This window comes from Alcanivorax quisquiliarum, assembly GCF_023051175.1.
Taxonomy (GTDB): Bacteria; Pseudomonadota; Gammaproteobacteria; order Pseudomonadales; family Alcanivoracaceae; genus Isoalcanivorax; species Isoalcanivorax quisquiliarum.
This window is the reverse complement of sequence record NZ_JALKII010000004.1, coordinates 195690-215149: the sequence shown is the minus strand read 5'-3', so window position 1 is coordinate 215149 and position 19460 is coordinate 195690. Positions and strand designations below refer to the sequence as shown.

The window sequence follows — 19460 nt, the reverse complement described above, 5'->3', positions numbered from 1 at the left end:
GAGCGGCCCGTGCTGCGAAGTTGGTATCAGCGTGCCGGGAGCGGATAAGGCAGCGGCTCCCGCAGCAAGCCGTGCAGGGCGTTATCAGGCTCGGAGAACAGTTCGCCTTCGTAATCCAGCCGCAGCACCGCCAGCGCGTGCACACGGCCGTCCGCTGCAATGCTCTGCACTATCTCGCCCTGTGCCTTGCCCTCGGCATTGCGCAACACCGCCCCCGGCGGCAAGGCGTGTTCGCCGGCCCAGCTAAGGCGCTGCATGCGTTGTTTCATTTGCCCCTTGAAGTGCATACGCGCCACCACTTCCTGCCCGGTGTAGCAGCCTTTGCGGAAGCTGACGCCGGCTAGTGCGTCGTAATTGAGTGCTTGTGGCAGGAACAGGTCTTCTGCGCCGGGCAGAATGCTGCCCTCGCCGGCGACGATATCACTCAGCAGCACTTGCTCGCTGCCGCCGGGTTCACGGCCGGCCAGTAGCGTTGGCCACAGGCGCCGGGCGTCCTGTGCCGGCAGCAGTAGCAGGCTGCGCCGGGCATCCAGGCGGGTGCAGGTCAGCGCGCCGGCGAAAACGGTCTGCTCCGGCTCCGGGACTGACAGCCCCAGTGGCGTCAGGTTCTCAGCCATGCTCTTGTGCAAGGCCACAGGGTCGCTATCCTCCAGTGCCAACACCACGCGGCTCTCATCAGCGGCAAGGGTGGCTTTGGAAAACAGGATGTACTTGCCCAGCAGGGCACGCAGGCTCTCCGCCATGCTGGCGGGCACCAGCAGATCGAATCCGTCCTCGGCGGGAATCGCCCGCAGGCTGACCAGGCCGCGCCCTTTCAGGCTCAGATGCATGGCCAGCCGGCTGCTGCCGGCGCTGATTTCGCGTACATCGGCTGTTACCTGCCCCTGCAAGAATGTGGCGGCATCCGGGCCGCGCAAGGTGAACACGCGCAGGTGATCGGCAACACAGAGCCGGGCCGCCGTATCGGGCGCGGCTGCCTGGCCGAAGTGCAATAGAATACCGTCGCCGTCGCGGACAGCGCCGGCCTGATCGAGAAACGATGCCCACAGGGCTGGCTGTGACACGTTGGCTCCTTGATAAACGGAATGGCGCTGGCACCTTGCGGGCGCCAGCGCGCCTGATAATAGATAATATCGCTGACCTGTGTCAGCCGCTGCTCCGAGAGATGGGGGCGGCGTGCGGATTTTCCAGCCCGCAGGCCGGGCATGGTGGAGTGTGGCATGAGTGAAGTAATGTCTCCTGAAGAAAAAAAACGGCGGTTGGTGTGGCAATGCCGGCGTGGATTGAAAGAAACGGATGTGGTGCTCAACGCGTATCTGGATCAGCATTTTCTTGCGGATTCGGTGGCCAATCAGGCGCTGTTCGAGCGCCTGCTGACCTGCCACGATACGGATATGTTCGAGTGGTTCACCGGCCGCTCCACGGCGGATGATGAGGCATTGGATGGCTTTGTCCGACACATGCTCGCCCTGTTGGGGCGCAAGGATTGAATTGCGGCCGGGCAAGCTGCGGTATCTGTGGGCCTGCGCCGTGGCGGCGGTGCTGGCGCTGGCGCTGTGGTGCAACGGCCTGCCGTGGTGGTTGCGGCTGGTGTTGCTGGGGCTGATGGGCGTGCTGCTGCTGCGCTGGCAGCGCCGGCAGCGGACTGCCGAGGCGTTATGGTTATGGCCGGGCGCGATCACGGTGCAGTGCGAGGACGGCCAGCGGCGCCTGTTCGAGACGCCCTTTGCAGTGGGGTTCTGGCCGGGGTGTGTGCGGCTGGAGGAGCTGGTGCTGTATCGCGATCAGATGGCCGACGGTGACTGGCGCAGGCTCTGCCTGGTGCTGCGGCATTGAGCCTGCGGCCGTGCGCCGCTCAGATGGTGTCGGCCAGGTGACAGGCGGGTTGCCGCGCAACCGGGGCGGCGGGCGTCAGGATGCTGTCGCCGGTTTCGGCAGCAGTTTCGGGATAATCCAGAATGTAATGCAGGCCCCTGGATTCGCACCGCTGCAATGCGCACCGGATGATCAGCTCGCCGATCACGACCAGATTGCGCAGCTCCAGCAAATCATTGGAAATCCGGTAATTCGAATAATATTCCGCGATCTCGCGTTTCAGCAGATCAATCCGGTGCATGGCGCGTTGCAAGCGCTTGACGGTGCGCACGATGCCCACGTAGTCCCACATGAAGCGGCGTAGCTCATCCCAATTGTGGCTGATGATGACGTCTTCATCGGAATCGGTCACCAGCGAATCATCCCATTCCGGCACGCTGGCCGGCTCGGCCAGGCCATCCAGCCGGGTGCCGATATCCTGGGCTGCGGCGTGGCCGAAGACGAAGCATTCCAGCAGTGAATTACTCGCCATCCGGTTGGCGCCGTGCAGGCCGGTGAAGGCGGTTTCGCCGATCGCATAGAGGCCACTCAGATCCGTGCGGCCGTGCAGGTCGGTCATCACGCCGCCGCAGGTGTAATGCGCCGCCGGCACCACCGGGATCGGGTCGCGGGTGATATCAATGCCCAGTTGCAGGCATTTGGCATACACCGTGGGAAAGTGGTGAATAATGAAATCGGCCGGTTTGTGGCTGATGTCCAGATACAGGCAATCTGCGCCCAGCCGCTTCATTTCGTAATCAATAGCGCGCGCCACCACGTCGCGGGGGGCCAGCTCGCCTCTGGCATCGTGCTGATGCATGAAGCGCTGGCCATCCGGCAGCAGCAGATGGCCGCCTTCGCCGCGAATCGCCTCGGTAATGAGAAAGGATTTGGCCTTCGGGTGATACAGGCAGGTGGGGTGGAACTGCATGAACTCCATGTTGGCAACGCGGCAGCCGGCCCGCCACGCCATGGCAATGCCATCGCCAGTGGCTACATCCGGGTTGGATGTGTACAGATACACTTTCGAGGCGCCGCCAGTGGCCAGCACCACAGCGCGGGCCAGAAAGACGTCGGTCTTGCCGGTGGTGGTGTCGTGAATATAAGCCCCGGTGCAGCGACCATCCTGCACAATCAGATCCACCGCGGTGCGGTGCTCGAACAGCTCAACATTGCTGCGCTGGCGAATCTGGTCAATCAGTGCGCCGGAGATCGCCAGCCCGGTGGCATCCGCCACATGGATCACGCGACGGTGGCTGTGGCCGCCTTCTCGGGTCAGGTGCAGTGACTGGCGGCCATCTTCCTCGAACTGTGTAAAGCCCACGCCTTGCTCGATCAGCCAGCGGATCGCATCCGGCCCGTTCTCCACCGTCTTGCGCACGGCATCATCGTGGCACAGGCCGGCGCCGGCGATATGGGTATCGGCAATATGGGATTCCAGCGAATCGCGCTGATCCATCACCGCCGCCACGCCGCCCTGAGCGTAATAGGTGCTGGCGCTGGTGAGCTGGCCCTTGGAGAGCAGGGCGACGCGTGCATCCGGCCGCATGCGCAGTGCGGTGGTGAGCCCTGCAGCGCCGCTGCCGATGATCAATACGTCGTGGCGATAGGTGGCCATGGTTACTCCGGGTCGGTGCTTCGATGTCGGTGCTCGAACGTCGATCATTCAAACGGCAGCGGGGGCGCGCCGTGCAGTGGCTGCCGCGTCGGACCTGCGCAACACAGATACCGGCCCTCTCGCCGCTGGCTGGCCTGCTGGCGGTTGGCGATAGTATAGAAACGCAGCCCCGGTGGCACCATATCGCAGTGCAATACTGGCGTGCGGCGTAGCGGGTGGGCTGCTGTGTAAAACCTGCTGAAACGGCTGGCGCGCCTGGCGGAAGGCTTTGCTACAATGCGCCGTTTTGAACACAGTAGCCTGTTGGCGCATGATCGACGCCTGATTGGTATTGATCGCGGTTATTCCGGGCGGGTGTGAAGGTGGTTGCGGAACTTGTTCGCAATCGGGCTATCAGATGGAACCATTGCGGCTTGAGAGAAGCCTGTCGGGGGACCACGGGTGTCAGATGAAGAACTGGTCAAACGCTGCAAGAAGGGCGATCAGCGTGCCTTCGAACTGCTGGTGCGCAAATACCAGCATCGGATTTTTGCGCTGATCAGCCGCTATGTGCGTGACCATGATGAAGTACAAGATGTCGCCCAGGAGGCCTTTATCAAGGCGTGGCGTGCGTTGCCCCGGTTTCGTGGCGACAGTGCTTTCTATACGTGGCTGTACCGGATTGCGGTGAACACCGCCAAGAATCACCTGGTGGCGCAAGGGCGCCGCCCGCCGGGCTCGGATGTCGATGCGGTGGAGGCCGAGCAGTTTATCGGCGCAGATGGTTTGCACGAGCTTGGAACTCCGGAGTCCCTGGCGCTGTCTCATGAACTGGAAACCGCTATCCACGAGGCTATCGATGCGTTGCCGCAAGAGCTGAAGACGGCAGTGACGCTGAGAGAGTTCGAAGGGCTGAGTTACGAAGATATTGCGGCGGTCATGGATTGCCCGGTGGGCACCGTGAGATCGCGTATCTTCAGGGCACGGGAAGCGATTGATCAGGTTGTGCGGCCTCTGATGGAGCGAGGCTAGGGGCTGGAAGAGCTGGTGAGCTGGTAGGATACAGTGCAACAGGGCTCTGCATCTTTGCTATCGGGTTATGTGAAAGGGTGGTGACGCCATGAATATCGAACGTGAGCGTGAAGTCCTGTCCAGCTTGCTGGATGGAGAAACCTCTGAACTCGAAACTCGCCGCATCCTGCGCGACCTCGACGACGCAGGAGCTGCCCGCTGGGCACGCTGGCAGCTCGCCGGCGATATCCTGCGCCATCAGGAGGTGGCTGCCGTGCCGGCGGATTTCAATGCCCGGCTCAATGCTGCGCTGGCGGACGAAAAAAGCCGCCGCAGCGGTTGGCTGGGCGGTGTTGCCCGGGCCGCTGTGGCAGCGTCGGTGGCAGCGGCCACCGTGACCGTGGGCTGGCAATATTGGGGCACCCAGGGTGTTGGCGAGCAGCCGGCACATGTGGCAGCAGCGCCAGTGCAGCCAGTACAGGAAGCACCGCGCTTGCAGCATCGTCCGTTTGCCGAAACGGCGCTGGTGGGCCTGGGCGGCCGTGTTCAGGCCGGGCAGGTGCAGCAGAGCCAGCATCTGAGCCCGATGCTGATGCGGCATAGCGAATTTACGGCTCGTCACAGCAGCCAGGGCATGGTGCCCTACGCGCGGCTTGTGAGCGCGGACGCACGGCAAGGCACACGTTAAGACGATGAGGCATTCCCTGCGCAGGGCTCTGGTGCCTGTTCTGTGTATATTGCCCCATCTGGTACTGGCACAGCCCGCTCCTGCCGAGCCAGTGATGTCGCCCCCGCAATCCTTGCTGGCCGCCATGGCCAGCGCCTACCGGAACCTGGATTATCAGGGTCGCTTTCTCTACACCTATGGTAACGAGCTCTCGACACTGGAGATTCGCCATGCGGTGATCGAAGGTGTCGAATATGAGCGGCTTACGCACCTGAGCGGCCCGGTTGCGGAGCTGATCCGGGCGGACGATCAGGTGATCTGCGTCCACTCTGACCGCAGCATGACCCGCCTCTCTGCCAGCACGGCGCTTGCGCCACTGGGCATCAGCGGGCCCATGGCCGGCCAGCTTCCCCGGCAATACAACGTCCTGCTGGATGGCGATGGCCGCGTGGCTGGCCGTGCTGCGCTGCGTATGCGCGTCAATCCGCTGGATGAGCATCGTTACGGCTACCGGCTCTGGATTGATCGCGACAGCAATCTGCTGTTGAAATCGGAAATGGTCGACGCCAAGGGTGTCGCGCTTGAGCGGCTGGAATTTCTGGCCCTTGACGTGGGCACGCAAGTGGCGCGAAGCGACTTCGACGTTCCCGGCGCGGTGCTTCGCCACGCCATCGAGCCGCTGCCCGAGCCCGCCCCGAAACCACCGCAGCTGGAAGCGGGCTGGCTGCCAGCCGGTTTCGTGGCCGTGCAAGGCGATTTGCGCCGCTCCGCACCGCACCGCCTGCCGGTGGCCGCGACCGCCTACGGCGACGGCCTTGCTTCCTTTACTCTGTTTTTGCAACCCATCCCGGCAGGTGTGCCGGCGGAAGAGGGTGTCAGCCGGCTTGGCCCCACTGTGGCCATCAGCCGGCGCATGGCAGCCGGCAATAACGAAAATTATCTGGTGACGCTGGTGGGCGAAGTGCCGCAGGCCACGGCGGAGCGGGTGCTCAGCGAAATGCGCTTGCCGGGCACGGCAGTGGGCGCCACGCTGCACTGAGTTGGTGTGAGCGGCGCGAGTGGCTAGCGGCAGGCAGTGAACGGACAAGCTGGAGCTCAAAGGGGGCGAAGGACATGACACACAAAATTTTGACGCGCTGGGTTTTCTTGCTGCTGGCGAGCCTGGTCATCAGTTGCGGGCAGGCGGGGCCACAGGCCGGCACCTTGCCGGATTTCACCGAGCTGGTCGAACAGCAGGGCGCGGCGGTGGTGAATATCAGCACGTTGCAGCGCGTCGGTGGCACCGGGAGCGCTGGCCGTGGGCCGCAGGTGCCGGAGTTCTTCCGTCATTTCTTCGAGGGCATGGAAGAGCAGTTCAATACGCCACCGCGTGATGCCGAGTCGCAAGGATCGGGTTTCATCATCTCGGGCGATGGCTACATTCTGACCAATTATCATGTGGTGCGCGGCGCCGATCGTATTCTGGTGCGGCTGCAGGACAGGCGCGAACTGGAAGCCGAGCTGATCGGCCACGATGAGCAGAGCGATCTGGCACTGCTGCATATCGAAGAAGACGATCTGCCGGTGGTCAGGATCGGCTCTTCCCGTGATCTCAAGGTGGGCCAGTGGGTGGTGGCCATCGGTGCGCCATTCGGTTTCGAGAGCACCGTGACAGCCGGTATCGTCAGCGCCCTGGGCCGCAGCCTGCCGAATGAAAACTATGTGCCGTTCATCCAGACGGATGTGGCCATCAACCCCGGCAACTCCGGCGGCCCGCTGTTCAATCTGGATGGCGAGGTAGTGGGCATCAATTCCCAGATCGTGTCGCAATCCGGCGGTTTCATGGGGCTGTCGTTTTCCATTCCCATCGACATGGCCATGGATGTGGTCAAGCAATTGCGTGAAACCGGCCGCGTCGCCCGTGGCTGGCTGGGTGTGCTGATACAGGATGTGGATCGGGATCTGGCGGAATCGTTCGGTCTGGATAAACCGGCCGGGGCACTGGTGGCGCAGGTGATGGCGGATTCGCCGGCAGCCAGGGCCGGTCTTGAGGCCGGCGATGTGGTGGTGCGCTTCAATGGCGAAGCGGTTGATCGCTCGGCGCAGTTGCCGCATCTGGTTGGCCGGCTGGCGCCGGGCGCCGAAGCTGCAATGGAGGTAGTGCGCGACGGCAAGCGCAAGACGTTGAAATTGGTGGTGGGCGAGTTGCCGGACGATCTGCGGCAGGGCCGCAGCGGCAGTGGTAAGCCCGAGGCCGCGCCGCAGGCGGCGGCACCGCTGGGGCTGACGGTGGCGCCGCTAGCGGCGGAAGACCTGGCCAAACTGGATATCGAAACCGGCGTGCGCATCACCGATGTGCAGCCGGGCCCGGCTGCGCGGGCCGGTATGCGCGCCGGAGACGTGTTGCGCACGCTGAATAATCTGGACGTGGAGAGCCCGGAGGCATTGCAGGAAATCGCGCAGAACCTGCCGCCCAACAGCTGGGTGCCGGCGCTGGTGCAGCGCGGTGATAATCCACGCTTCATGGCGATTCGTATCGAGGAGGCGCCCTGACCGGTCGTCAGGATGGTGGCTGTTCGTCATCATCCACAACTCTCCTGATGCCATCTCAGGGCGATGCCGGCCATCGCCCTGAGAGGCCAAATCCGCTATCATCGCGCTCCATCATCCTCAGGTTCGGCGTGCTTTGTGACTGATATCAGCCATATTCGAAATTTTTCCATCATCGCCCATATTGATCATGGCAAATCAACGTTGGCAGACCGGTTCATTCAGGTTTGTGGCGGCCTCTCCGAGCGTGAGCTCAAGGAGCAGGTGCTCGATTCCATGGATCTGGAGCGCGAGCGTGGGATCACCATCAAGGCGCACAGCGTGACGCTGCACTACAAGGCGCGTAATGGTGAAACCTACCAGCTCAACTTTATTGATACCCCCGGTCACGTGGATTTCTCCTACGAGGTATCTCGTTCGTTATCGGCCTGTGAAGGCGCGCTGCTGGTGGTGGACGCGGCACAGGGTGTGGAGGCGCAGTCGGTTGCCACCTGCTACACCGCAATCGAACAGGATCTTGAAGTGCTGCCGGTGCTGAACAAGATCGATCTGCCGCAGGTGGAGCCGGAGCGGGTGATTCAGGAGATCGAGGAGATCATCGGCCTGGATGCCCAGGATGCCTGCCGGGTGTCCGCGAAAAGCGGCCTGGGCATTGATGATCTGCTGGAGCAGCTGGTGGAGCGCATTCCGCCACCGACGGGCGAGCGAGACGGCAAACTCCAGGCGCTGATTATCGACTCCTGGTTTGATAATTACCTGGGCGTGGTGTCGTTGGTGCGCGTGAAGCACGGCCGCCTGAAGAAAGGCGACAAGATTCTGGTGAAATCCACCGGCCAGACCCACTCGGTCGATCTGCTCGGTGTCTTTACTCCGAAGCGCACCGAGCGGACGGTACTCGAAGCGGGCGAAGTGGGCTGGATCAGTGCCAGCATCAAGGACATTCTCGGTGCGCCGGTGGGCGATACGCTGACCCATGCACGCACCCCGGAAGTCGAGGCGCTGCCCGGCTTCCAGAAGATCAAGCCACAGGTTTACGCAGGCATGTTCCCGGTCAGCGCAGATGATTACGAAGGCTTCCGCGATGCGCTGGCGAAGCTGGCGCTCAATGACGCTTCGCTGTTCTACGAGCCGGAAACATCCGATGCGCTGGGTTTCGGCTTCCGTGTCGGTTTCCTGGGTATGCTGCACATGGAAATCATCCAGGAGCGGCTGGAGCGCGAATACGATCTTGATCTGATTACCACGGCGCCGACTGTCGTCTACGAATTGCTGCTGGCCGACGGCTCGCTGCTGTATGTGGACAACCCCTCCAAGCTGCCGGAATCGAACAAGGTCGAAGAATTCCGCGAGCCGATTGCGCGGGTGAATATTCTGGTGCCGCAGGATTATGTGGGCAACGTCATCACGCTGGCAGTGGAACGGCGCGGCGTGCAGAAAAACATGCAGTATCTGGGCAAACAGGTATCGCTGACCTACGACGTGCCGATGGCAGAAGTGGTGCTGGATTTCTTCGACAAGCTGAAATCCTGTAGCCGGGGCTATGCCTCGCTTGATTATGCGTTCGATCGCTTCGAGCAGGCCCGTCTGGTGCGGGTGGATGTACTCATCAACGGCGACCGGGTGGATGCACTGGCGATGATCTGCCACGCCGATCAGGCCATGTATCGTGGCCGCATCCTGGTTGAGAAAATGAAAGATCTGGTGCCGCGTCAGATGTTCGATGTAGCCATTCAGGCGGCGATCGGCAACAAGATCATTGCTCGCCAGACGGTCAAGGCATTACGCAAGAACGTGATCGCCAAATGCTACGGCGGTGACGTATCACGGAAAAAGAAATTGCTTGAGAAGCAGAAAGCCGGCAAGAAGCGCATGAAGCAGGTCGGCAACGTGGAAATCCCGCAAGAGGCGTTCCTGGCCGTGCTGAAGGTGAGTGACTGATGGAAATAGATATCGGCTTCTGGTTGACGCTGGCGGTATTCGTCTCCGGGGTGATCTGGCTGGCGGACAAGCAATTCAGGCTGCGCGAGCGCGGTGGGCGGCTGGTGCGTGAGGTGGTGGAATTCACCAACTCGTTGTTGCCGGTGTTTTTCGTGGTGCTGGTGATCCGCTCGTTCATCGTCGAGCCGTTTACCATTCCTTCGGGCTCCATGTTGCCCACCCTGGAGGTCAACGACTTTATTCTGGTGAACAAGTTTGCCTACGGCTTGCGGCTGCCGGTAACCAACACCCGGATTGTCGCCCTGGGCGACCCCCAGCGCGGCGATGTGATGGTGTTTCGCTACCCGCTGAAGCCGGCCCAGAATTTCATCAAACGGGTGGTGGGTGTGCCGGGCGATCATGTTGTGCAGCGCCAGGGTCAGTTGTATATCAACGGCGAGCCACTGCCACGGGAAGCGCTGTCAAGCGAGCGCATGGGGCGATTGCAGGAGACGCTCTATGTCGAGACGCTGGATGATTCGCGCCACCTGATCCGCCATGAAACAGAGCTGAACCCCTTTACCGGGCAGCCGATGGTGCGCTCGGAAGACCGCGAATGGACGGTGGGCGAGGGCGAATATTTCATGGTGGGAGACAACCGGAACAATAGTAACGACAGCCGGTATTGGGGAATGGTGCCGGAAGATCATATTGTCGGTAAGGCGTTTCTGATCTGGATGCACTGGCGCCCCGGATTCTCGCTGCCGAGTTTTTCTCGCAATGGCGCCATCGACAAAGTAGACGATCTGCCGGACGCGGCTACCGAATAAAGCTGCTACCGAATACGACAGGGGGCTGTGGCATGAAAACCTTTCCTTCACGCATGAAAGGGGTGTCGCTGGCTGGCTGGATGGTGATCATCGTGCTGGCGGTAGTGCTGGGAACCGCAGCCCTCCGCACTATTCCGGCTTATATGGAATACAGCACCATTCGCACCGCCATCAACAGCACGCTGGCTGACAGCAAGGTGGGCTTGCAGTCCGAGAACGAGATCCGTGCCGCGCTTGATCGCCGTTTTGGCGTCAACAACGTCGGTGCCATCAGTGCTCGCGACCTCATCATCAGCAAGGAAAGCGGCATTTTGTATATCGGTGTGGATTACGAAGTGCGGGAGCCGCTGTTCGGCAATGTGGACGTGATCCTCACTTTCAAGCAGGATTTCGAGAAGAACATCCGCTGACGCACACAGTGCCTTGACCGGGCCAGCTCGCCCGGCCCTGATCGGAAGACAACATGACCCACGACCTGGCCAGGCTTGGCAAGCGCCTGGGTTATCAGTTTCAGGATGAACGCCTGTTACAGCAGGCGCTCACCCATCGCAGCGCCGACCGGCGCAACAATAACGAGCGGCTGGAGTTTCTCGGAGATGCCCAATTAGGGCAGATCATCAGCCGCTGGTTGTTCGATCAGTTTCCCGAGGCCAGCGAAGGCCAGCTGACGCGCATGCGCTCGGTACTGGTGCGCGGTGCCACCTTGGCAGATGTGGCGCGTGAGCTGGAGCTCGGGCCATGCCTGGCGCTGGGTGGTGGCGAAATGAAAAGTGGCGGGCACCGCCGCGACTCGATTCTCGCCGATGCGCTGGAAGCCCTCGTCGGCGCACTGCTGCTGGAAGCGGGCGAGGAAACCTGCCGCCAGATCGTGCTGGGCTGGTTCCAGGCGCGGCTGGCCGCTGTCTCGCCGCAGAATGCGGCAAAGGACGCCAAGACCCGCCTGCAGGAATGGTTGCAGGGGCGCCAGCTGCCCTTGCCGGAGTACACTGTGCTGGATATCCGTGGCCAGGCACCCAGCGAGCAGTTTGACGTTCGATGCCTGCTGACCAGCCACCAACTTGAATTTGTGGCGACCGGCAGCAGCCGCCGCCGCGCTGAACAGGACGCTGCCGCGCTGGCGCTGGCGTGGCTGGAGGACAACCTATGACACAGCAGCCCCCCGTGACGACCCGTTGCGGTGTGGTGGCGATTGTCGGCCGCCCCAATGTCGGCAAATCGACATTGATGAACCATCTGATCGGCCAGAAGATCAGCATTACCTCGCGCAAGCCGCAAACCACGCGGCACCGTATTCACGGCATTCTTACCCGCGATGATTACCAGATCATTTTCGCGGATACGCCCGGTATCCACCGCGAGCAGCAGCGGGCGCTTAACCGGAGCATGAACAATGCCGCCGTGACGGCGCTGGAGGATGTGAATCTGATCTGTTTCATGGTCGATGCCCTGAAATGGACGGATGCCGACGACTACGTGCTCAAGCTGCTGCGCCGCGTGAGCACGCCGGTAGTGCTAGTGGTGAACAAGGTCGATACGCTGGAAGACAAGACACGGCTGTTGCCTCATCTTTCCGAGCTGGCGGAAAAGCGCGAGTTTGTCGAAGTGGTGCCGGTGTCTGCACTCGGCGGGCACAACCTGAACGAGCTTGAGCTGGCGCTCGCCCGGCATCTGCCGGAAAGCGAATTCTGGTACGACGAAGACCAGGTAACGGATCGCAGCCTGCGCTTCATGGCGGCGGAAATCGTGCGCGAAAAAGTATTCCGGCAACTCGGGCAGGAGCTGCCGCATCAGGTCGCGGTGGAGGTCGAGGTGTGGGAGGACACACCGACGCTGACCACCATTTCGGCCGCTATTCTGGTGGAGCGGCGTGGGCAGAAAAAAATTCTGATCGGCACGGGTGGTGATCGCATCAAGAAGATCGGCATTGACGCTCGGCGGGATATCGAAGCACTGATTGATCGCAAGGTAATGCTGAATCTGTGGGTCAAGATCCGTTCTGGCTGGTCGGATGACGAGCGCGCCCTGCGCTCGTTGGGCTACGACTGAGGCGCTGCTGTGGAGCAGCCAGGGGCACTGGAAGCAGTGTGGGTGCTGCACGCGCGGCCTTACCGCAACAGTAGCGTGATTCTGGAACTGCTGGGCCAGCGTCGTGGCCGCATGGGCGTGGTGGCCCGTGGCGGCCGCCGCAATCCGTTGTTGCAGCCGTTCCGCCCGCTGCTGGCCAATCTTGGCGGGCGCGGCGAGCTGCTGACATTGGTCCACATCGAGGCGCAAGGCCCGGTGCTGCCGTTGGCCGGCCGGGCGCTTTACTGCGGCCTGTATCTCAATGAACTGCTGGTGCGGCTGCTGCACCGGCATGATCCGCACCCCGGTTTGCTGACCCCTTACGAAGCGACGCTCACCACGCTGGCCGCTGGCGTGCGCGAACAGGATGTGCTGCTACGGCATTTTGAACTGACATTGCTCACCGAGCTGGGATACGGCTTTTCGCTGACGGAAACGGCGGATGGCGAGCCACTGGCGGTTGGCCAGCGCTATCGCTTCGACCCCGAACAGGGCTTGTTGCCGGCAACGACCGGCTGGCCGGGTGAAGCGTTGCTCGCCATCGCGGCGGGCGATTGGCACGACGAGGCGCGCCGTACCGCACGGGATCTGCTGCGCGCTGCGCTGGCACCGCATCTCGGTAACCGCCCGCTGGTCAGCCGTGAGCTGTTTCGCTGACAACACTACGCGGCTGCTCGGCGCCGTCGTTGTCACAGCCGCCCGTAGCCCGAATGCCGCCGGTTATAGCCCGCTGCCCGGTTCCGCTATACTGGCCACCCCGCAATGACTGAACACAAGGTAGTTTTGATATGCCCGTCCTTCTTGGTGTGAACATCGACCACGTTGCCACATTGCGTCAGGCGCGCGGCACGCGGTATCCCGAACCTGTCCAGGCGGCGCTGATCGCCGAGCAGGCCGGCGCTGATGGCATCACCGTGCATTTGCGTGAAGACCGCCGCCATATCAGCGACCGGGATGTGGAGCTTTTGCTACAGACCGCGCAGACACGCATCAACCTGGAGATGGCCGCCACCGACGAGATGATCGGCATCGCCACGCGCCTGCGGCCGCCGCACTGCTGCCTGGTGCCGGAACGACGCGACGAGCTGACCACGGAAGGCGGCCTGGATGTAATTGCCAACGAGGCGCGCCTGAAAGACGTGTGCGCGCAATTGAGCGCCGAAGGCATTCAGGTATCACTGTTCATTGACGCCGAACCCGCGCAGATCGAAGCCGCCGTGCGTTGCGGTGCGCCGGTCATCGAGATTCACACCGGCCGCTATGCGGAGCTGACCGACCCTGCGCAGATACGCGCCGAGCTGCGGCGCATTCACGAAGGGCTGGATCTGGCATTGGAAAACGGCCTGATCGTCAATGCCGGCCACGGCCTGCATTATCACAACACCGCACCGATTGCCGGGCTGCCGGGCATCAACGAGCTGAATATCGGCCACGCAATCGTTGCTCGTGCGGTGCTGACCGGGCTGGATGAGGCCGTGCGCGCCATGCGTACCCTGATCGACCAGGCGGCGTGGCGCGGATGATTGTCGGCATTGGCACCGACATTATCGCTGTTTCCCGTGTCGAGGCGGCTTGCGTGCGGCGTGGCGATGCCTTGGCCGAGCGCCTGCTGCATCCCGATGAGCTGTCCTTGCAGCGTGCCAGCAATGCGCCGGCACGCTGGCTGGCCAAACGCTTCGCCGCCAAGGAAGCGTTGCTCAAGGCATTGGGCACCGGCTTGAGGGCCGGGCTGAGCTGGCACGATATGGCAGTGCTGCCGGATGCGCTGGGGCGGCCGCAAGTCACCTGGTATGGGGCGGGCGCGGCCCGGCTGGCGCAATTCGGCCCGTGCCGCACTCACGTTTCGATCACCGATGAGCGGGATTACGTGGTGGCATTCGCCATCATCGAATCCGGAGGCTGAGCCAGCAACTGTTCGATCTCGTCCAGCAGGCGCTGCGTGCCTGCCTGGATGTCGGCATCGGTGGCGCCTGTTTTCAGCTGTTCTTCTAATGACCCGGTGGCCTGTTCCAGGCGCACGGCACCGCAATAGCGGGTCGCGCCGTGCAGCTTGTGCACCGCCTCCAGCAGCGCGGGCTTATCCTGTTGTGCCGCCAGCGCACGGATACGCGGGCCATCCTGAGCCAGGCTGGCGAGCAGCATATTGTGCATTTCCGCCGCCAGCGCAGTGCGCCCACCGGCGCGTTGCAACGCCAGCGTAGCGTCGAAGGTTGGCGCCTCGTCTTCCGGGATAGCAGCGGGCACGGTGGGCGCAGGCGGGGCATCGCGTTGCTCGGGTTGATAACCGGGCACCCATTTTTGCAGCATGTGGTGCAAGTGGCTTTCGCTGACGGGCTTGGACAGGTAATCGTCCATGCCTGCCTGCATCAATTGCTGGCGCTCGCTGGCCAGGGCATGCGCGGTGAGGGCAACAATCGGTGTATGGCGGGTGTCGCCATCCAGGGCGCGCAACTGCTGTGTGGTTTGCATGCCGTCCATGTCCGGCATCTGGATATCCATGAAAACCAGATCAACCTGCTCTTCCGTGAACGCGGTGATGGCCTCGGCGCCACTGGCGCAAGCGGTCACCCGCACGCCCATCTCCTCCAGGAACACCCGCGCCAGCCGCAGGTTGCCGGGGTGGTCGTCCACCACCATGACGTGCAAGCCGGTATCGGGTGCCTGGCTGGCCGGGCTCGGGGTCGGCTCGCGATTCTGGCCGCTGAGTTCGAGCAAGGCGTCATAGAGCCGCAGGCGTGTTGCCGGCTTGCCGAGAATACGGCACAGGGTGGGGGTGTTCGGCAGCAGACGATTGAGTCGATCCGTCTGGTTGCACAGCACGATGACCGGCTTGCCGAGCTGGTGGCAAAGCTGGTTGAGCATGTTTTGCAGGGTGTCTTCCTGATCGTGGCCGGGCGGCATGCCGATGATGACGAACTCTGCCTCCAGGGGCTGTTCTGTCAGCATCGCCTGCAGTGCGTCCAACGCCTGCACGCTGGTGACATCCATACCCCAGGCGCGCAGCATGTGATACAGGCCCAGGCGGGCATGTTCGTTCGGCTCCACCAGCACGGCTGGAACGCCACGAAAAGCGCGGAAGCTGTCTGTCAGCGGTGTCTGTTCATCCACCTCCACGCGCAGCGTGAACCAGAATGTGGCGCCCCGGCCCAGTGTGCTCTCGACGCCGATCTCGCCGCCCATTTCCTCCACCAGCCGCTTGCTGATCGCCAGCCCCAGGCCGGTGCCGCCGATGCGCCGCGCCGCACTTTGGTCCACTTGTGTGAAGGCGCTGAACAGCTCTTTCTGCATATCTTCGCTGATGCCGCTGCCGGTATCGGTTACGGCCACTTTCAGCGTTGCCAGATGATCGCGCTGTTCTTCCAGCATGGCGCGCACCACCACGGAGCCGCGTGCAGTGAATTTGATTGCGTTGTTGATCAGATTGGTCAGCACTTGCCTGATGCGCAGCGGATCGCCAAGCAGTTGCAGCGGCACATCCGAATAGATGATGGCGGCTTGTTCCAGGCTTTTTTCCTGCGCCAGCGGCGCCAGCATGGTCTGCACCTCTTCGATCAGATCATGTAAATGCAGCGGCACCCGGTCGAGGCTCAATTTGCCGGCCTCGATTTTGGAAAAATCCAGAATGTCGTTGATGATCGCCAGCAGCGCCTCGGAGGATTTGCGAATGGTGCTGAGGTATTCGCGCTGGCGCGGGCTCAGCTCCGAGCGCAGCAGCAGCCGGGTAAATCCGATGATGCCGTTGAGCGGCGTGCGGATTTCATGGCTCATGTTGGCCAGAAACTCGGATTTGATCTGGCTTGCCTTCAATGCCTGCTTGCGCGCCATATCCAGTTCGATGTTCTGAATTTCGATGGTTTCCAGGGTTTCGCGCAAATCCTCGGTGGCCTGATCGACGTTCTGTTGCAGCTCTGTCTGTGCTTCTTGCAGTGCCGCAGCCATATTGTTGATGGTGTGCTCCAGCCGCCCCAGCTCGCCCCCTGCGCCAGTGTGCACACGCACACCCAGCTCGCCATCACGAATCTGCTCCAGCGTTTCGGTAAATCGCTGCACCGGGGCGGTCATGCGGCGGCTGAAGCGCAAGGCAGGGATCAACGCCAGGCCGATGATGGTGGCGGTGGTCAGCAACAAGGTCAGCATGGTTTCGAGAATCTCGATACGCTGACGGCTGCTGCTGAATTCCACTTCCAGCACTTGTGTATTGCTGTCATCCAGCGTTTGGCGCCAGCGCCAGCTGCCGTCAGTAGGGATGACATCGGTACCGGGCGCCAACTGGGTAAGTGTGAACTCCTCGTTCAGCGGGTGCATGCGCGGGCCGGCATGGATTGCACGGCTGCCTTCTCGCAAAGTGGCAGCGCGTACGTCTTGTTCTTCCAGCACGGCACGCATGAGGTGCTGGTAATCATCCAGCGTCGGCGACTGCATGGCGCGAATACGCGCAACATAATTATCGACGATCAGCCGATGCAGGTTTTGCGTATTGCCGCGAATCTCATTGACGCGGCTGCTCAGCACATAGCCACCCAGCACCAGCGCAGCGACGATCGCCGGAATTGCGGTCATTAGCAGAATGCGGGTGCGCAGATTGATATTACTCATGGCCAGCCTGTTTCAACGGGATCACCGGATTATGCCTTCCTGCTGTAGCTGGCCGCCAGCCGCGCTGGTGCGGCCTGTGCCATCAGGTACAATTGCGGCAGCACGACGCTGACGGAGCCGTTATGAATTACCCCAGTATCGAAAGCACAGTGGGCAATACCCCGCTGGTGCGCCTGAAACGCCTGCCCGGTGACACCACCAACGTGGTGCTGGTGAAGCTTGAAGGGAACAACCCGGCCGGTTCGGTGAAAGACCGGCCGGCGCTGCACATGATCAGCCAGGCCGAAGCGCGTGGTGACATCAAGCCCGGCGATACACTGATCGAGGCCACCAGTGGCAATACCGGTATCGCGCTGGCGATGGCGGCGGCGATGCGCGGCTACCGCATCAAGCTGATCATGCCGGCCAACCAGAGCCAGGAGCGCCGTGATGCCATGGCCGCCTATGGCGCCGAGCTGATCTCGGTGAGCCCCGAAGAAGGTATGGAAGGCGCGCGTGATCTGGCCCAGGCGATGGCGGCGCGGGGCGAGGGCAAGGTGCTGGATCAGTTTGCCAACCCGGACAACCCGCTGGCCCATTACGAAACCACTGGCCCGGAAATCTGGCGCGATACCGGCGGGCGGATCACCCATTTTGTGTCGTCCATGGGCACCACAGGCACCATCATGGGCGTGTCACGCTATCTCAAGGAGCAGAACCCGGCGGTGCGCATCATTGGCTTGCAGCCCACCGACGGCGCGCAGATTCCCGGCATCCGTCGCTGGCCGAAGGCATATCTGCCGAGCATTTTCGATGCCAGCCGCGTTGATGAAGTGGTGGATATGGATCAGTACACCGCCGAGGAAACCATGCGCCGGCTGGCACGGGAAGAAGGTATCAGCTGCGGCGTTTCGTCTGGTGGCGCAGTGGCTGCCGCGCTACAGCTGTCGCAGCGTGTCGAGAACGCCGTGATTGTGGCGATTGTCTGCGACCGTGGTGATCGTTATCTGTCCACGGGTGTTTTCACGCCCCCGGCGACGAGCTGATCCCATGGCACGCAGACAGCGACGCCGGCCGCTGCCGCCGCACGCGGTGACGGCCGAGGTGACCGCGCTCAGTCATGACGGCCGCGGCATCGCCCGGATCGACGGCAAGACCACCTTTCTCGATAACGCATTGCCCGGCGAGCAGGTGATGTTTCGTTACACCGCTGTGCACAGCAAGTACGACGAAGGGCGGGCGGAGGAGATTCTGCGTGCCTCGCCGGAGCGCACCGAGCCGCCCTGCGAGCACGCCTTGCTGTGCGGCGGTTGCAGCTTGCAGCATATGCACAGTGATGCGCAGGTGGCGTTGAAACAATCAGTGCTGGCGGAGCAACTGGATCATTTTGGTGGCCTGGTGCCGGAGCGCTGGTTGCCGCCGCTGCGCGGCCCGGTCACCGGTTATCGGGGCAAGGCCAGGCTGGGTGTGCGCTATGTGATCCCGCGAGAAACAGCATTCGTGGGTTTTCGTGAAAAGCGCAACAATTTTCTGGCCGACATCCACAGTTGTGCGGTGCTGACGCCGGCCATCGGGGAATCTTTGATGGCGCTGCGGACGCTGGTGACGGGCCTCGCGGCGCGGGCGCGGCTGCCGCAAATCGAGGTCGCCACCGGCGATGAGCTGGTGGCACTGGTGTTTCGTCACATGGATCCGCTCTCGCCGGATGATCTGGCGGCGATTGTGGCGTTTTGTCAGGCCCGTGGCTGGCATTGTTACCTGCAACCCGGCAATGAGAGCACGGTGCATCGCGTCTGGCCTACGGAAGGTGAGGAGCGGCTCTACTATCGTTTGCCGTCCGATGATGTGGAGCTGGCATTTCATCCCGTCGATTTTACGCAGGTCAACGCCGCCATCAATCGCGAGATGGTGCCGTTGGCACTGGATTTGCTTGATATCCATCCCGAGCACCGGGTGCTGGATCTGTTTTGCGGGCTCGGCAATTTCACCCTGCCGATGGCGCGCCGGGCGCAGCAGGTGGTGGGCGTGGAGCTTAGCGAGGCGATGGTGGCCAGGGGCGAGGAGAACGCCCGGCGAAACGGGCTGTCGAACTTGTCATTCCACGCCTGGGATCTGAGCCAGGATATCAGTGGCCAAAGCTGGGCGGCGGAGCAGTTCGATCGCGTGTTGATTGATCCGCCACGGGCCGGTGCTCTTGAAATGGTGCGTTTGATGCCCCAATTCGGGGCTCAAAAGCTGGTATACGTCTCCTGCAATCCCGCCACGCTCGCCCGCGATGCCGGCGAGTTGAAAGTGCTGGGCTACCGGCTGCGGGCGGCAGGGGTGATGGATATGTTCCCGCACACGACGCACGTGGAGTCGATCGCTCTGTTTGAACGTGGCTGAGCCGGTGCGCGGTCGCAATGGAGGAAGTGTT

The 19460-nt window shown here is 62.3% G+C and carries 19 protein-coding genes; 16 read left to right on the top strand and 3 right to left on the bottom strand.

The features are described from left to right. Positions 1-26 precede the first annotated feature (26 nt). Positions 27-1064 carry a CAF17-like 4Fe-4S cluster assembly/insertion protein YgfZ gene (gene ygfZ, locus MU846_RS14755; RefSeq protein WP_246951576.1) on the bottom strand — a complete coding sequence of 346 codons (1038 nt, stop codon included), beginning with the start codon at positions 1062-1064 and terminating at the stop codon, positions 27-29. Positions 1065-1220: 156 nt separating this feature from the next. On the opposite strand from ygfZ, the gene MU846_RS08305 reads away from it, so the two are divergent. Next, the gene (locus MU846_RS08305; RefSeq protein ID WP_246951574.1) at positions 1221-1490 is read left to right on the top strand and encodes an FAD assembly factor SdhE; all 270 of its coding nucleotides are present in this window, start codon (positions 1221-1223) and stop codon (positions 1488-1490) included. 1 nt (position 1491) lies between these two features. Further along, positions 1492-1836: a hypothetical protein gene (locus MU846_RS08300; RefSeq protein WP_246951572.1), complete on the top strand. Its 345-nt coding sequence runs from the start codon at positions 1492-1494 to the stop codon at positions 1834-1836. Positions 1837-1855: 19 nt separating this feature from the next. Here the strand turns inward: MU846_RS08300 and nadB are convergent, their stop codons facing one another. Next, positions 1856-3472 (bottom strand): L-aspartate oxidase, encoded by a 1617-nt coding sequence (gene nadB / locus MU846_RS08295; RefSeq protein ID WP_246951570.1) that lies wholly within the window; start codon positions 3470-3472, stop codon positions 1856-1858. 441 nt (positions 3473-3913) lie between these two features. Here nadB and rpoE point away from each other — a divergent pair, with 441 nt between their 5' ends. From rpoE to acpS, 12 genes are all read left to right on the top strand, one after another. Then, positions 3914-4483, top strand: coding sequence for an RNA polymerase sigma factor RpoE (gene rpoE, locus MU846_RS08290; protein WP_246951567.1), 570 nt, complete (start codon positions 3914-3916; stop codon positions 4481-4483). Positions 4484-4571: 88 nt separating this feature from the next. Next, positions 4572-5150 carry a sigma-E factor negative regulatory protein gene (locus MU846_RS08285; RefSeq protein WP_246951565.1) on the top strand — a complete coding sequence of 193 codons (579 nt, stop codon included), beginning with the start codon at positions 4572-4574 and terminating at the stop codon, positions 5148-5150. A 31-nt stretch (positions 5151-5181) separates the two neighbouring features. Beyond that, positions 5182-6168: a MucB/RseB C-terminal domain-containing protein gene (locus tag MU846_RS08280; protein WP_246951563.1), complete on the top strand. Its 987-nt coding sequence runs from the start codon at positions 5182-5184 to the stop codon at positions 6166-6168. A gap of 74 nt (positions 6169-6242) precedes the next feature. Beyond that, entirely contained in the window at positions 6243-7661 is a 1419-nt protein-coding gene (locus MU846_RS08275) for a DegQ family serine endoprotease (protein WP_246951561.1), read from the top strand. 135 nt (positions 7662-7796) lie between these two features. Further along, positions 7797-9596: a translation elongation factor 4 gene (gene lepA / locus MU846_RS08270; RefSeq protein ID WP_246951559.1), complete on the top strand. Its 1800-nt coding sequence runs from the start codon at positions 7797-7799 to the stop codon at positions 9594-9596. After that, complete coding sequence (gene lepB, locus MU846_RS08265; protein ID WP_246951557.1) at positions 9596-10405, top strand: signal peptidase I; 810 nt, start codon at positions 9596-9598, stop codon at positions 10403-10405. Before lepA ends, lepB begins: the two co-directional genes overlap by 1 nt. A gap of 32 nt (positions 10406-10437) precedes the next feature. Further along, positions 10438-10815: a DUF4845 domain-containing protein gene (locus MU846_RS08260; protein ID WP_246951555.1), complete on the top strand. Its 378-nt coding sequence runs from the start codon at positions 10438-10440 to the stop codon at positions 10813-10815. Positions 10816-10868: 53 nt separating this feature from the next. Next, positions 10869-11552, top strand: coding sequence for a ribonuclease III (rnc, locus tag MU846_RS08255; RefSeq protein WP_246951553.1), 684 nt, complete (start codon positions 10869-10871; stop codon positions 11550-11552). After that, positions 11549-12451, top strand: a complete 903-nt coding sequence (gene era, locus MU846_RS08250) for a GTPase Era (protein ID WP_246951551.1) — start codon at positions 11549-11551, stop codon at positions 12449-12451. The genes rnc and era overlap by 4 nt, the downstream gene beginning before the upstream one ends. 9 nt (positions 12452-12460) lie before the next feature. Next, positions 12461-13126 (top strand): DNA repair protein RecO, encoded by a 666-nt coding sequence (recO, locus tag MU846_RS08245; protein ID WP_246951549.1) that lies wholly within the window; start codon positions 12461-12463, stop codon positions 13124-13126. A 131-nt stretch (positions 13127-13257) separates the two neighbouring features. Then, positions 13258-13992 carry a pyridoxine 5'-phosphate synthase gene (gene pdxJ, locus MU846_RS08240; protein WP_246951547.1) on the top strand — a complete coding sequence of 245 codons (735 nt, stop codon included), beginning with the start codon at positions 13258-13260 and terminating at the stop codon, positions 13990-13992. Continuing rightward, entirely contained in the window at positions 13989-14372 is a 384-nt protein-coding gene (acpS, locus tag MU846_RS08235; protein WP_246951545.1) for a holo-ACP synthase, read from the top strand. Before pdxJ ends, acpS begins: the two co-directional genes overlap by 4 nt. On the opposite strand, the gene MU846_RS08230 is transcribed toward acpS, so the two are convergent. Continuing rightward, entirely contained in the window at positions 14333-17065 is a 2733-nt protein-coding gene (locus MU846_RS08230) for a response regulator (RefSeq protein ID WP_246951543.1), read from the bottom strand. The two genes, acpS and MU846_RS08230, sit on opposite strands and share 40 nt — an antisense overlap. 122 nt (positions 17066-17187) lie before the next feature. Here MU846_RS08230 and cysM point away from each other — a divergent pair, with 122 nt between their 5' ends. Together cysM and rlmD are read left to right on the top strand one after the other, a co-directional pair. Further along, entirely contained in the window at positions 17188-18090 is a 903-nt protein-coding gene (cysM, locus tag MU846_RS08225; RefSeq protein WP_246951541.1) for a cysteine synthase CysM, read from the top strand. A 4-nt stretch (positions 18091-18094) separates the two neighbouring features. After that, positions 18095-19429, top strand: a complete 1335-nt coding sequence (gene rlmD, locus MU846_RS08220) for a 23S rRNA (uracil(1939)-C(5))-methyltransferase RlmD (RefSeq protein WP_246951539.1) — start codon at positions 18095-18097, stop codon at positions 19427-19429. The last annotated feature ends 31 nt before the right edge of the window (positions 19430-19460 follow it).

Bases quoted from the DNA above. Each gene is read 5' to 3' on its own strand.
- MU846_RS08305 (WP_246951574.1), top strand. From the start codon at position 1,221: ATGAGTGAAGTAATGTCTCCTGAAGAAAAAAAACGGCGGTTGGTGTGG.
- nadB (WP_246951570.1), bottom strand. From the start codon at position 3,472: ATGGCCACCTATCGCCACGACGTATTGATCATCGGCAGCGGCGCTGCA.
- MU846_RS08285 (WP_246951565.1), top strand. From the start codon at position 4,572: ATGAATATCGAACGTGAGCGTGAAGTCCTGTCCAGCTTGCTGGATGGA.
- MU846_RS08275 (WP_246951561.1), top strand. From the start codon at position 6,243: ATGACACACAAAATTTTGACGCGCTGGGTTTTCTTGCTGCTGGCGAGC.
- lepB (WP_246951557.1), top strand. From the start codon at position 9,596: ATGGAAATAGATATCGGCTTCTGGTTGACGCTGGCGGTATTCGTCTCC.
- MU846_RS08260 (WP_246951555.1), top strand. From the start codon at position 10,438: ATGAAAACCTTTCCTTCACGCATGAAAGGGGTGTCGCTGGCTGGCTGG.
- rnc (WP_246951553.1), top strand. From the start codon at position 10,869: ATGACCCACGACCTGGCCAGGCTTGGCAAGCGCCTGGGTTATCAGTTT.
- era (WP_246951551.1), top strand. From the start codon at position 11,549: ATGACACAGCAGCCCCCCGTGACGACCCGTTGCGGTGTGGTGGCGATT.
- pdxJ (WP_246951547.1), top strand. From the start codon at position 13,258: ATGCCCGTCCTTCTTGGTGTGAACATCGACCACGTTGCCACATTGCGT.
- acpS (WP_246951545.1), top strand. From the start codon at position 13,989: ATGATTGTCGGCATTGGCACCGACATTATCGCTGTTTCCCGTGTCGAG.
- MU846_RS08230 (WP_246951543.1), bottom strand. From the start codon at position 17,065: ATGAGTAATATCAATCTGCGCACCCGCATTCTGCTAATGACCGCAATT.
- cysM (WP_246951541.1), top strand. From the start codon at position 17,188: ATGAATTACCCCAGTATCGAAAGCACAGTGGGCAATACCCCGCTGGTG.
- rlmD (WP_246951539.1), top strand. From the start codon at position 18,095: ATGGCACGCAGACAGCGACGCCGGCCGCTGCCGCCGCACGCGGTGACG.